This is a genomic window from Streptomyces violaceusniger Tu 4113 (assembly GCF_000147815.2).
GTDB classification, from domain to species: domain Bacteria; phylum Actinomycetota; class Actinomycetes; order Streptomycetales; family Streptomycetaceae; genus Streptomyces; species Streptomyces violaceusniger_A.
The window spans coordinates 6,541,540-6,554,325 of sequence record NC_015957.1 but is presented as its reverse complement, the minus strand read 5'-3'; the positions used below and the strand labels follow the sequence as shown (position 1 = coordinate 6,554,325).

At 74.1% G+C, this 12,786-nt stretch carries 9 protein-coding genes; 6 read left to right on the top strand and 3 right to left on the bottom strand.

Going from position 1 to position 12,786, the window contains the following annotated elements:
- Positions 1–201: 201 nt before the first annotated feature.
- From STRVI_RS26655 to STRVI_RS26630, 6 genes are all read left to right on the top strand, one after another.
- On the top strand, positions 202–1,626 hold the full coding sequence (locus tag STRVI_RS26655; protein WP_014058738.1) for a hypothetical protein: 1,425 nt from the start codon (positions 202–204) through the stop codon (positions 1,624–1,626).
- 316 nt (positions 1,627–1,942) lie between these two features.
- Complete coding sequence (locus STRVI_RS26650) at positions 1,943–3,109, top strand: glycosyltransferase family 4 protein (protein WP_014058737.1); 1,167 nt, start codon at positions 1,943–1,945, stop codon at positions 3,107–3,109.
- Positions 3,110–3,227: 118 nt separating this feature from the next.
- Positions 3,228–4,457 carry a glycosyltransferase gene (locus STRVI_RS26645; protein ID WP_014058736.1) on the top strand — a complete coding sequence of 410 codons (1,230 nt, stop codon included), beginning with the start codon at positions 3,228–3,230 and terminating at the stop codon, positions 4,455–4,457.
- Positions 4,454–5,692, top strand: a complete 1,239-nt coding sequence (locus tag STRVI_RS26640; RefSeq protein WP_014058735.1) for an SGNH/GDSL hydrolase family protein — start codon at positions 4,454–4,456, stop codon at positions 5,690–5,692. Before STRVI_RS26645 ends, STRVI_RS26640 begins: the two co-directional genes overlap by 4 nt.
- The gene (locus STRVI_RS26635; protein WP_014058734.1) at positions 5,689–9,300 is read left to right on the top strand and encodes a hydantoinase B/oxoprolinase family protein; all 3,612 of its coding nucleotides are present in this window, start codon (positions 5,689–5,691) and stop codon (positions 9,298–9,300) included. The genes STRVI_RS26640 and STRVI_RS26635 overlap by 4 nt, the downstream gene beginning before the upstream one ends.
- Positions 9,301–9,599: 299 nt before the next feature.
- Positions 9,600–9,866: a WhiB family transcriptional regulator gene (locus STRVI_RS26630; protein ID WP_014058733.1), complete on the top strand. Its 267-nt coding sequence runs from the start codon at positions 9,600–9,602 to the stop codon at positions 9,864–9,866.
- Positions 9,867–10,222: 356 nt separating this feature from the next.
- Here STRVI_RS26630 and STRVI_RS26625 read toward each other — a convergent pair whose 3' ends face one another.
- The 3 genes from STRVI_RS26625 to STRVI_RS26615 are packed head-to-tail and all read right to left on the bottom strand — an operon-like array spanning position 10,223 to position 12,581.
- Positions 10,223–11,140: a biotin-dependent carboxyltransferase family protein gene (locus STRVI_RS26625; protein WP_014058732.1), complete on the bottom strand. Its 918-nt coding sequence runs from the start codon at positions 11,138–11,140 to the stop codon at positions 10,223–10,225.
- On the bottom strand, positions 11,137–11,805 hold the full coding sequence (locus STRVI_RS26620) for a 5-oxoprolinase subunit B family protein (RefSeq protein ID WP_014058731.1): 669 nt from the start codon (positions 11,803–11,805) through the stop codon (positions 11,137–11,139). The genes STRVI_RS26625 and STRVI_RS26620 overlap by 4 nt, the downstream gene beginning before the upstream one ends.
- A complete protein-coding gene (locus STRVI_RS26615; RefSeq protein WP_014058730.1) occupies positions 11,802–12,581 on the bottom strand; it encodes a LamB/YcsF family protein in 780 nt (259 codons plus the stop codon). Before STRVI_RS26615 ends, STRVI_RS26620 begins: the two co-directional genes overlap by 4 nt.
- Positions 12,582–12,786 lie beyond the last annotated feature (205 nt).

Sequence of the window (12,786 nt, the reverse complement as noted above, 5' to 3'; positions counted from 1 at the left end):
TGCTTGCGGCATATGCCGATGGCCTTCCGGGGGCATATCGGGCGGGAATCGGCGGAGGGCGCGATTCCGGGTAGGCTGCGGCGCTCGGGAGTCCCTCAGTCCCACGCCGTTCATCAGGCATACGGCGCCAGGACATCGGCAAGAATGCCGATCGACGGAAATCCCGTTGCCAGCGAACCTCCCGCACCGGATGCTGACCTCATGTTCGATCCAGACATAGCGCCCAGCGGCACCCTGCTCGGCCTCCTTCAGCGAGGCCGCGGCGACGGGACCCTGCATGCCCTCGCCGCGCCGCGGGCCGAGGCGCTCGCGGCACTGCACCACTGTGTGCTGCGCGACCCCCGCCGTGACTGGCAGGTCGAGAACCGCTCGCTCTATTACGCCAGGCTCTGCCTGGACCTCGACGCCGAGCTCGACGAAATCGAACAGCATCTGTTCCACCCCGACGACCTGGTCAACGACGACGAGGCGCGCACCGGGCTCGCCCTCTCCGTCCTCGGCCACCTCGCCGCCTACGGCAGGGCGGACGCCCTGCGGCTGCTGCGCCGCTACACCGCGGCCGGCAGCAATTGGCAATGGGCCCTCGACGAGCTGGCCCTGCGCGACGACGACCCCGGGCTGCGCGGCCTGGCCCCCGCGGTCCTCGCCCGCTTCCCCGAGACCTCCGAGGGCGACGCCGAGCTGGCCGCCGTCGTACGCGGCGCCTACGAGCCCCGGCCCTGGCGGCTGTGGGCCGGCGACCCGCACCACGGACCGCGGGTGCGCGCGGCGGCGGAGCAGGGCGCCTTCGACCGGTGGCAGCGCCAGATGCGGCCCTCGGGACCGCGCCCCGGATGGAGCGTCCACGACATCCTGCTGTGGGCCCAGCGGGAGCACGATCTGAAGCCGGACGCCCGCCGCCCCGACGCGGCGGCCCGCTGCCTGGCCGCCGTCGCCGGACCCGAGGACCGGCCCGAACTCCTCGCCGCCGCCGCGTCGGCCCCCGACGCCGCCCGCACCGCCGCGCTGCGGCATCTCGCGGAGATCGGCGACCCCGAGGTGCTCGACCTGATCGAGGCGGCCGTGACCGAGCCGGACGCCTCGGAGCTGGTCTCCCAGGCGGCCCTTTCCGCCTTCGAACGCATGCGCAGCATCTCCGCCCTCGACCGGGCCCGCGTCTGGGCCCACCGCCCCGACGCCCTCGGCGACGCGGCGGCCGCGATGCTCTCCTGCCGCGGCGGACAGTACGACACCCCGCTCGTGCTCGCCGCCCTCCGCCGCACGGTCCGGGCCGAGGGCCCGGACGCCCAGATCCTGTGGACGCTCGTCGACGGCGCCGGGCGCCTGACGATCACCTGCGCCGCGCCCGTACTGCGCCATGTCTACCGCGAGACGGCCTCCTCGCACCTGCGCGGCCGCGCCGCCCGCGCGCTGGCCGCCACCGATCCGTCCTTCGCGGCGGGCTTCGCCGTCGAATGCCTCTGGGACTGCGAGGAGAGCACCCGCGAACTCGCCGCCCGGCACGCCGCCACCGCCGACACCCGCGTCGTCGAACAGCTCCGCCGGCTGGCCGCCGACCCGGCGGAGGAGGCCGAGGTCCAGACGGCCGTCCGCAGCCGCATCGGGCCCGAAACCCCGGACTTCTGATCCGGCCGGCCGCCCCGCAGCGCGATCTCGCGCCGGGGCGCGCAACCTCGGAGGCGGCAGAGGCGTCTTCCCCGGGAGGGTGAAGGGATCGTCACCCTCCGTACCTCCGCGTCACCCGAACAGGGTGTTCACCCGGGCGACAGTTTCGCGCCGAGTGACCGGTCGGCCATTGAGGCGGGTTTATGCGGGTTTGATGTGATCTCGCCGGGGTGCTGAGGAGGACCCGGGGAGCGCGAAGGCCAACGCTCATGGGACGTTCTACGGCGCGAAACGTGCACGATGCCGGAGCCACCCTTCGTACGCCGACAACACCGGTATGCGTGTCGCCATCGTGACTGAATCCTTCCCACCCGACATCAACGGCGTCGCTCACTGCACGCTGCAGACGGCCGACCATCTCCACCGCCGTGGTCATCACCCCTTGGTCATCGCACCGGCGGGTCCCCCCGGAGGCCCACCGCCCGCCACGGCCGGCGGGCCACCCGAGAGCCAAGGGGAGCTCGACCGGTCGCATCCGTACCCCGTCGTCCGTATCCCCTCCCTGCCCCTGCCCGGCTATCCGCAGGTCCGGGTCGCACTGCCCAGCCGTAAGCTCGCCGCCGCCATCACCTCCCACCACAGCGACGTCGTCCACCTCGCCAGCCCCTTCGTGCTGGGCGCGCGCGGGATGACCGCCGCGCTCCGGCTGCGGATACCGGCGCTGGCCGTTTACCAGACCGACCTCGGCTCCTACGCCCGCACCTACCTCGGCGCGGGCGAGAACGCGGCCTGGCGGCGCATCCGCGCCGTGCACACCGCCGCCGACCGCACCCTGGCTCCTTCCACCGCCTCCGCCCGCGACCTCGAGGAGCACGGGGTGCCGCGGATCCGGCTGTGGCCGCGCGGGGTCGACACCGAGCGCTTCCACCCCTCGCGCCGCGACCCGGAGCTGCGCCGCTCCCTCGCCCCCGGCGGTGAGCTGATCGTCGGATACATCGGCCGCCTCGCCCCGGAGAAGAACGTCGAGCTGCTCGCGCCGCTGAGCCAGCTTCCCGGCGTCCAGGTGGTCGTGGTCGGGGACGGGCCGAGCGAGCCCGCGCTGCGGGCGGCCATGCCGAGGGCCCGCTTCCTCGGCCGCCGCACCGGCAACGACCTGGCCCGCGTCTTCGCCTCCCTGGACGTCTTCGCCCACACAGGGCCCCAGGAGACCTTCTGCCAGACCGTGCAGGAGGCCCAGGCCAGCGGCGTCCCGGTGGTTGCCCCCGCGGCGGGCGGCCCGCTCGACCTCATCGACCACGGGCGTACGGGACTGCTGGTGCCGCCCGGGGACGCGACCGAGGTGACCGACGCCGTATCGCTGCTCTCGGCCGACGCGAAGCTGCGCGCGGCACTGGGGCACGCCGGCCGGGAGGCGGTCGAGGGCCGCACCTGGGCGGCGATCGGCGACCAGCTGATCGACCACTACACCGAGGTGCTTGCGGCCCGTACGGCGGTGGCGGCATGAGCGTCGTACGCGCGGCCGCCGGGCCGCAGGTGGTCGCGATGCCCGCGCTTCTGCGCCGCGTGGGCGGAGAAGCGAATGAAAGGCACACAGCGTGAGTTCCATGGGAGGAGAGAGCAGCATGAGCGACGGCAAGGGCCTGCGCATCGTCCGGCTGGCCAACTTCGTCACCCCCGCCTCCGGCGGCCTCCGCACCGCGCTGCGCGAGCTCGGGGCCGGTTATCAGGCGGCCGGGCACGAGGCCGTCCTGGTGGTGCCGGGCGAGCGGGTCTCGGACGAGCAGACCCGGCAGGGGCGGGTGATCACGCTGCCCGGGCCGACCATCCCCGGCACCGGCGGCTATCGCGTCCTGACCGACCGGCGCCGGCTGACCCGGCTGCTCGACTGCCTGGCACCGGATCGGCTCGAGGTGTCGGACCGCACCACCCTCCGCTGGACGGGGGAGTGGGCGCGGCGCGTCCGCGTACCGGCCGTGATGGTCTCCCACGAGAGCGCGGACGCCGTGCTGCGCACCTGGGGTGTGCCGGACGGGTTCGCCCAGGGCGCCGCGGACCGGCTCAACCTCCGTACCGCGCGGGCGTACTCGCGGATCGTCTGTACCACCGAGTGGGCGGCGCGCGAGTTTGTACGGATCGGCGCGCGGAATGTCGTACGCGCCCCTCTGGGCGTGGATCTCGGCCACTTCCACCCCTCCCACCACGACGCCGCGCTGCGGGATCACCACCGCGGCGAGGCGGCCGTTCTCCTCGCCATGTGCTCGCGGCTCTCGCCCGAGAAGCGGCCGGGCCGGGCGCTCGACGCGCTCGCCGAGCTGCGGCGGCGGGGCGTCTCCGCGGCGCTCGTGGTCGCCGGGGACGGGCCGCTGCGGCCGCGCCTGGAGGCCCGCGCCCACGCCGAGGGGCTTCCGGCCGTCTTCCTCGGCCATGTGGCGGAGCGGGCGGGGCTCGCCGCCATCCAGGCGAGCGCCGATGTCGTGCTGGCGCCGGGCCCGGCGGAGACCTTCGGCCTCGCGGCGCTGGAGGCGCTGGCGTGCGGTTCGCCCGTCGTCGTCAGCGCGCTCTCCGCGCTGCCCGACATCGTCGGCGCCGCGGGCGACACCGCCGCGGACAACGGAACGGCCTTCGCGGACGCCGTGGAGCGCGTTCTGGCCCGTTCGGAGCCCCTCCGCCGGGCGGCGGCCCGGGCACGCGCCGAGCGCTACGGCTGGCCCGCCGCGGTCGCCTCCTTCCTGACCGCCCACGAGGCGTCCACCGAGGGCGTCCGGTGCGCCGACGGCGGCCGGGTCCCGGCCGCAGCGCTTCCGGCCGCCACGGCGGTCTCCGAGCACCGGGCAATCGGCGGTGTGCGGTGAGCGCAGCCGGCGCTCACACGGGGGACCGCGCTGGTACGGAACCGTCTCGTACGGAGAACGTCCTTACGGAGGCCGTCGTCAGGGACACCGTCCTTACGGAGGCCGGCCTCAGGAAGACGGAGACGGAGGGTGCGGGGCAGGGTTCCACCACTGCCCCGCACTCGGCGGCCGGGCGGACGCCCGGCCCCACGCCGGGCCCGGGCGACGGCGCGGAGCCGCGCAGGCTGCGGTTCGCCGCCCTCGGCGACTCGCTCACCGAGGGGCTCGGCGACCCGGCGCCCGGCGGCGGATGGCGTGGCTGGGCCGCGCTGCTGGCGGCCGCCACCGGGCCGCACCCCGACGAGCCCGTGGAGTTCGTCAATGTGTCCCGCAGCGGGGCACTGGCCGCCGATGTCGCCGATGAACAACTGGTCGAAGCCCGCCGCGCCCGCCCGCATCTGGCCTCGGTCGTGGTCGGCGGGAACGACACGCTGCGCGACTCGTTCGACATCCACCGGGTCGCCGAGGCCCTCGACCGCACGATCGGCGCGCTGCGCGCCGACGGCGCCGTGGTGCTCACCGCCTGCCTGCCCGACCCCGGGCGGATGCTGGGGCTGCCCTCCGCGCTCGCGCGCCCGCTGGGGCGCCGGATGCGCGCGGTGAACACCGTGGTGCACGCGCTGTCCCAGCGGTACGAGGCGGTCCATGTGGAGCTCGGCGACCATAGCTGGGTGGCCGAGCGGCGGGCGTGGAGCGTGGACCGGCTGCATCCGAGCGAGCTCGGGCACCGGCTGCTGGCCAGGGAGTTCCACAGCGCCCTGGGCGCCCGGTCCGTCGCGACCGGCGCCCCGCCGTCCCTGGAGCTCGATGGCATCGCGCCCTCGCGCGCCGCCTCCGCGTGGTGGATGGCGACCCGCGGCACCCGGTGGATCGCGGACCGCTGCACCGACCTTCTGCCCGGCCTGGTCGCGCTGGCGGCCCTGGAGTGGAGGCACCGCCTCCGGGGCACCGCACATCTGCTGGAGGAGCGCGACCGGCGGGCGACTCTCGCCGCGCTCACCGCGGTGACCAGCGGCCCGGCGCCCGCCCTGCTCCCTCACCCGCCCGCCGGCTCCCTCACCGAGCGGCCCACGCCCTCGTCCGCCGACCCGCTCGCCCAGCAGCCCGCACCCGCGCCCGCCGCCCCGCTGTCCCACCCGCCCGCCGATCCGCTCATCGCCGACACACCGCCGCCCGCTGCGACAATGGCGGGGTGACGGGTCGCTGGGAATTCTGGATCGACCGGGGCGGAACCTTCACGGACGTCGTCGGCAAGCGTCCGGACGGCCGCCTGGTCACCCGCAAGCTGCTCTCCCACCACCCCGAGCGCTATACCGACGCCGCTGTCGCCGGGATCCGGCAGACGCTGGGGCTCGGCCCCGGTGAACCGGTCCCGGCCGACATGATCGACGTCGTCAAGATGGGCACCACGGTCGCCACCAACGCCCTGCTGGAGCGCAAGGGCGAGCCGACCGTCCTCGTCGTCACCGAAGGCTTCCGGGACGCGCTGCGCATCGCGTACCAGAACCGCCCCCGCCTCTTCGACCGCCGGATCCTGCTCCCCGAGGCGCTGTACGACCGGGTGGTGGAGATCCCCGAGCGGGTGGACGCCCACGGCGAGGTCGTCCGCTCCCTGGACCTCGACGCCGCCGCCGAGGCGTTGCGCACCGCCCACCGCGACGGCTTCCGCAGCGCCGCCGTCGTCCTGCTGCACGGCTATCGGCACGCCGCCCACGAACAGGCCCTCGCCGCGGTGGCGCGGGACCTCGGCTTTGCGCAGGTGAGCTGCTCCCATGAGGTCAGCCCGCTGATGAAACTGGTGTCACGCGGCGACACCACCGTGGTCGACGCGTATCTCTCGCCCATCCTGCGCCGCTATGTGGAGGACGTGGCCGTCGAACTGCGCGGTATCCGGCTGATGTTCATGCAGTCCAACGGAGGGTTGCGGGAGGCCGCGCACTTCCGGGGCAAGGACGCGGTGCTGTCCGGACCGGCGGGCGGTGTGGTGGGCATGGCGCGCTCCTCCGGCGAGGCCGGACACGACCGCGTCATCGGCTTCGACATGGGCGGCACCTCGACCGATGTCTCGCACTACGCGGGCGAGTTCGAGCGCGTTTTCGGCACCGAGGTCGCCGGGGTGCGGATGCGCGCCCCGATGATGAACATCCACACCGTGGCGGCGGGCGGCGGTTCGGTGCTCCACTTCGACGGCCGGCGCTACCGGGTGGGGCCGGACTCGGCCGGGGCCGTCCCCGGCCCCGCCTGCTACCGGCGCGGCGGCCCGCTGACCGTGACCGACGCGAATGTGATGCTCGGCCGGATCCAGCCGGACCACTTCCCGGCGGTCTTCGGCCCGCACGCCGATCAGCCGCTGGACGCGGGAGCGGTCGGGGAGCGCTTCGGCGCGCTCGCCGAGGAGATCGCGGAGGCGACCGGCGACCGGCGCGGACCGGAGGAGGCCGCGGTGGGCTTCCTGGACATCGCGGTGCTCAACATGGCCAACGCGGTCAAGAAGATCTCCGTGCAGCGCGGCCGTGACGTGACCCGCTACGCGCTCACCAGCTTCGGCGGCGCGGGCGGCCAGCACGCCTGCGCGGTCGCCGACGCGCTCGGCATCGGCACGGTGATCGTGCCGCCGCTCGCGGGGGTGCTCTCCGCGTACGGCATCGGGGTGGCCGACGCCACCGCCATGCGCGAGCAGGCCGTCGAGGCGGAGCTGGGCGAGCAGACGCTGCCGCGCGTGCGCGAGCTGTGTGCGCGGCTGGCCGGCCAGACCCGGGACGAACTGCTCGCGGACGGTGTCCCCGAGGACACCCTGGACACCGTCGTTCGCGTCCATCTGCGGTACGCGGGCACCGACTCCAGCATCCCCGTCCCGCTGGGCTCTGTCACCGCGATGACCGAGGAGTTCGTCCGGGCACACCGCGCGCGCTACGCGTTCACCATGGACAAGCCACTGGTCGTGGAGGCGGTGTCGGTCGAGGCGGTCGGCGCGTCCGGGCCCACCGGCGGCCATGCCGTTCAGCGGCCGCCCAGGGAGGGCGAACTGGCGCCCGTGACGACCGTAAGGATGTTCGCGGAAGGGCGATGGCAGCGGACCGTTCTGCATGAACGCGACCGTATGCGCCCGTCGGACCGGGTCACCGGGCCCGCGATCATCGCCGAGGAGGACGCCACCACTGTGGTCGACCCCGGCTGGCAGGCCACCGCGGGCGAAGGCGGCCATCTGCTGCTCACCCGGGTCCGGCCGCGGCCGAGCACCACCGCGGTCGGCACCGAGGTGGACCCCGTGATGCTGGAGGTCTTCAACAGCCTCTTCATGGCCATCGCCGAACAGATGGGCGTGCGCCTGGAGCACACCGCCCACTCCGTCAACATCAAGGAGCGGCTCGACTTCTCCTGCGCCCTCTTCGACGCCGAGGGCAATCTCATCGCCAACGCCCCCCACATCCCGGTGCACTTGGGCTCCATGGGCGAGTCCATCAAGGAGGTGCTGCGGCGCAACGGGGACACGATGCGGCCCGGCGATGTGTACGCGATCAACGACCCGTACCACGGAGGCACCCACCTGCCGGATGTCACCGTGGTCAGCCCGGTCTTCGACGAGGCGGGAGACGAACTGCTCTTCCTCGTCGCCTCGCGCGGCCACCACGCCGAGATCGGCGGCATCACCCCCGGTTCCATGCCCGCCTTCAGCCGCACCATCCAGGAGGAGGGCGTCCTCTTCGACAACTGGCTGCTGGTACGGGACGGGGCGCTGCGCGAGCGGGAGACCCGTGAACTGCTGACCGGCGGGCCGTATCCGTCCCGCGCCCCGGACGCCAACCTCGCCGATCTGCGCGCCCAGATCGCCGCCAACGAGAAGGGCATCCAGGAACTGCGCCGGATGATCGGGCAGTTCGGCCTCGATGTCGTGCACGCCTATATGGGGCACGTCCAGGACAACGCCGAGGAGTCGGTGCGCCGCCTCGTGACCGGCCTCGGCGACGGCTCGTACCGCTACGAGACCGACAGCGGGGCCGTCATCCACGTCACCCTTACGGTGGACCGCACGGCGCGCGGCGCCCTTCTGGACTTCACCGGCACCTCGCCTCAGCGGCCGGGCAATGACAACGCGCCCAGTTCGGTGGTCATGGCGGCCGTGCTCTATGTCTTCCGGACGCTGGTCGCCGAGGACATCCCGCTCAACAGCGGCTGCCTCAAGCCCATCGAGGTCCGCATCCCCGAGGGCTCGATGCTGGCGCCCGTCTTCCCGGCCGCCACGGTCGCCGGGAACGTCGAGACCTCCCAGGCCGTCACGGGCGCCCTGTACGCGGCCCTGGGCGTCCAGGCCGAGGGTTCCGGCACGATGAACAACGTCACCTTCGGCAATGACCGCGTCCAGTACTACGAGACGGTCGCCAGCGGCTCGGGTGCGGGAGACGGCTTCGACGGCGCGGACGCCGTACAGACCCATATGACCAACTCCCGGCTGACCGACCCCGAGGTGCTGGAGTGGCGCTATCCGGTGCGGGTGGAGAGCTTCGCGATCCGCCGGGACAGCGGCGGCCGCGGCCACTGGCGCGGCGGCCACGGCGTCACCCGCCGCATCCGCTTCCTGGAGCCGATGACCATCGCCCTCCTCACCGGCCACCGCCGGGTGCCCCCGTACGGCATGGGCGGTGGCGAACCGGGCGCGCTGGGCGCGAATCTGATCGAGCGCGCCAACGGTTCGGTGGACCGCCTGGCGGGCCGCGACGCGGCGGACGTCGGGGTGGGGGACATCCTCGTCGTCCACACGCCGGGCGGCGGCGGTTACGGCCCGGCGGAGGAGGCCGGGGACTGATCGCCGGTGGCCGGTGGCCGGTGGCTGATGCCGGATTGGACGCATGACCGCTCACCGTCGCGTGGCGGGGCTGACGCCCCCGGGGACGGGCCGAGGCCGTCCCGGCGCTCACCGAGGAAGTCCGGTGTGAGCCATGGCGCGTTTGGATCCGTTTGCCGCCGCCACGATCGGAAACCCGACCCTTATCGAAGCCCGCTAGGACGCGCCCGCATGATTCCCGGGCGGCGCCCGCTCGCGAACCATGCGTGTGAGTCCGACGGCGGGCGCTTACAGCACCGTCGTTCACGGAAGGGGCAGCCATGGCCTGGTGGCAGAAGGCCGAATGCACGCACAAGGACCCGGAGCTGTTCTTCCCGGTGGGAGTGGCGGGCCCGGCCGCCCAGCAGCAGGAGGCGCGGGCCAAGGAGGTCTGCCACCGCTGTCCGGTGATCCAGGAATGCCTGGAGTACGCGCTGGAGACCGGGATGACCCACGGGGTCTGGGGCGGCGTCGGTGAGGAGGAGCGCCGCTCCCTGCGCCGCAAGGCACAGCGCAGGGAGCGGGTCGGCGCACGGCGGGCCCGCTAGGGGCTGCCGGGGCTGGGTCCTGTCCGGGCCAGGGCGGGTTACGGGGTGTCCGACGGACCACGCGGCGGGGCCGCATATCGACGCTTTCCCCTCCCCGCCCCTTCCCGCAGCATCGATATGCGGCTCCGCCGCGTGGGGCCCGGCCCCCGGCCGCCGCCGGGGCTCCGCCCCAGGACCCCGCTCCTCGGACGCCGGAGGGGCTGGATCGCATCGATATGCGGCTCCGCCGCGTGGCAGCGGCTCCGCCCTGGACCCCGGGGCCTGGGGCGGAGCCCCAGTTGAGGGAAGGGGCGGGGCGGGGAGCGGCCCGCCGCAGGCGTCAAGATCCGTCGGACACCTGCTGGCGCAAGGGCCTGTTAATAGCCGAGCCCGTCCGCGACGTTGCGCCGCGCAGGCGGTCCCCAGGAGGCCCGGCCCAGCGGGGTGAAGCGCACCGGGGTGCCGGGGACGGCCTGCGCGGCGGCGGCCAGATACGGCTCCGGCACGACGCCCACGACCGGGTAGCCGCCGGTCGTCGGATGGTCGGCGAGGAAGAGCACCGGCCGTCCGTCCGGCGGGACTTGGAGCGCGCCGAGCGCCATCCCCTCACTGGCCAGCTCACCGTCCTTCGCCCGTTCCAGCGAGGGGCCCTCGGTCCGCAGGCCGATCCGGTTGCTCGCGGCCGAGACCCGGAACTCCCCGGTGGTGAGGGTGCGCAGCCCCGCCGGGGTGAACCAGTCGTCGCGCGGGCCGAGCACCACGGGAAGCACCAGCTCCGGTGCGACGCCCCGATGCGGTACCCCGTCCACACCGGGCGCGGGCCCGCCCGGTGGCCCGAGCCGCAGCACCGCGCCGTCCACGAGCGGCGCCGGGCCCAGCCCGGAGAGCACATCCGTGGCCCGGCTGCCGAGCACCGGCTCGGCCTCGACACCACCGTCGAACGCCACATAGCTGCGCACCCCGTGGGCGGCGGCCCCGGCCTCCAGGAGCGCGCCCGCCGGCACCCGTACGGCCGCTCCCCACGCGGCGGGCCGGCCGTCGACCGTGACCGGGCAGGGCGCGCCGGTGACCGCGACCGTGGCCGGGCGGCGCAGCCGCACCGCACAGCCGGTCAGCGCGGTCTCCAGGGTGGCGGCCCCTTCGGCGTTGCCCACCAGGCGGTTGGCGAGCCGGTGGGCGGGCTGGTCGAGCGCACCCGAGCGGGGCACCCCGAGATGGGCATGGCCGACGCGGCCCAGGTCCTGGACGGTGGTCAGGGCTCCCGGGCGTACGACGACGAAGGCGCTGTCGGTCATGGCGCCGTCCCTCCCGGGGTGGGGTCCGGCGCCGGGTCCGCCGTAGCCCGTACCGGGATGAAACGGACGCGGGTGCCGGGAGTGAAGAGCGCCGCCGGTTTCCGCGCGGTGTCCCACAGCACGGCGTCCGTGGTGCCGATGAGCTGCCAGCCGCCGGGGGACGAGCGCGGATAGACGCCCGTGTACCCGCCCGCGAGGGCCACCGAGCCGACCGGCACCCGGGTCCTGGGCGTCGCGTGGCGCGGCACATGGAACCGCTCGGGCAGCCCCGTCAGATAGCCGAAGCCGGGCGCGAAGCCGCAGAAGGCAATCCGGAACTCGGTCCCGGAGTGGATCCTTACGGCTTCCTCGGGCGTCACCCCCCACCGCTTCGCGACCTCGGCCAGATCGGGCCCGTCGTAGCGCACGGACACCTCGACGATCTCGCTGTCGCCGCGGTCCAGCGGCGGTATCCGCCAGCCGGGCAGCTCGGCGGCGAGCCGCCCGGGGTCGGCGAGCCCGTCGAGGAACACGGTGCGGGCGGCGGGCACGATCTCGCGTACGGCCGGGAGCTCCCGCGCGGCGGCGCGGCGCAGCAGCTCGGCGTGGAGCGCCTCGGCCGCCTCGCCGCTGTCGACCTCGATGAGCAGCCCGTGCTCGCCGACGGGCAGGGACCGCAGGGTCATATGAACGCCGCCACGCGCACTCCGGCGGCCGTCAGCTCGCCCCGCACCCGGCGGGCGAGGTCGGCGGCGCCGGGGGTGTCCCCGTGAACGCACAGCGAGCGCACGTCCACCTCGATGCGCTCTCCGTCGATCGAGGTCACCGCGCGGTCCCGGGCGAAGCCGAGGGCGCGCTTGACCACCGTGTCCGGGTCGGAGACCACGGCGCCGGGCTCGCCGCGCGGTACGAGGGTCCCGGCGGCGGTGTAGGCGCGGTCGGCGAACGCCTCGGCGATCACCGGCAGCCCGGTCGCGCGGGCCGCCTCGTGCAGCCGGGATCCGGGCAGCCCCAGCACCGGCAGCGGACCGCCGGCCGCCAGTCGGACGCCCTCGACCACGGCGGCGGCCTGCGCCTCGTCGTGCACGCTGCGGTTGTAGAGCGCGCCATGCGGCTTGACGTAGTGCACCCGCGCCCCGGCGGCGCGGGCGAAGATCTCCAGTGCGCCGATCTGATAGGCGATCTCGTCGGTCAGCTCCCGTGGCGGGACGTCCATGCTGCGCCGGCCGAAACCGGCCAGGTCACGGTAGGAGACCTGGGCCCCGATGCGCACCCCGTGCTCGGCGGCCAGCTCGCACACCCGGCGCATGGTCGAGGGGTCCCCGGCGTGGAAGCCACAGGCGACATTGGCGCTGGTGACGATGGACAGCAGGGCCTCGTCGTCGGTGAGCTCCCAGCGGCCGAACCCCTCGCCGAGGTCGGCGTTGAGGTCGATGGACAGGTTCGCCAAGGATGCGGTCATATCCGTCCGTTCGGGGCGTGGGGGATACGTGAGGGGCTGTGGATGGCACCACAAGGTAAGCGATCGTTGAACGATCCGACAAGATGGTTGTTGTCCGGTGACGGTTTCTGGGCTTGACTTCTCGCTATACGGGACGAACGAGACATCGAACTGGGGCTGATGTGGCGAACGGGACAAAAGGCGTAAATCGCCGGTCCGGCGAGTC

Excerpts from the sequence above, each read along its gene's own strand:
- STRVI_RS26615 (WP_014058730.1), bottom strand. The coding sequence starts at position 12,581 with ATGACCGCATCCTTGGCGAACCTGTCCATCGACCTCAACGCCGACCTC.
- STRVI_RS26620 (WP_014058731.1), bottom strand. The coding sequence starts at position 11,805 with ATGACCCTGCGGTCCCTGCCCGTCGGCGAGCACGGGCTGCTCATCGAG.
- STRVI_RS26650 (WP_014058737.1), top strand. The coding sequence starts at position 1,943 with ATGCGTGTCGCCATCGTGACTGAATCCTTCCCACCCGACATCAACGGC.
- STRVI_RS26625 (WP_014058732.1), bottom strand. The coding sequence starts at position 11,140 with ATGACCGACAGCGCCTTCGTCGTCGTACGCCCGGGAGCCCTGACCACC.
- STRVI_RS26655 (WP_014058738.1), top strand. The coding sequence starts at position 202 with ATGTTCGATCCAGACATAGCGCCCAGCGGCACCCTGCTCGGCCTCCTT.
- STRVI_RS26630 (WP_014058733.1), top strand. The coding sequence starts at position 9,600 with ATGGCCTGGTGGCAGAAGGCCGAATGCACGCACAAGGACCCGGAGCTG.
- STRVI_RS26645 (WP_014058736.1), top strand. The coding sequence starts at position 3,228 with ATGAGCGACGGCAAGGGCCTGCGCATCGTCCGGCTGGCCAACTTCGTC.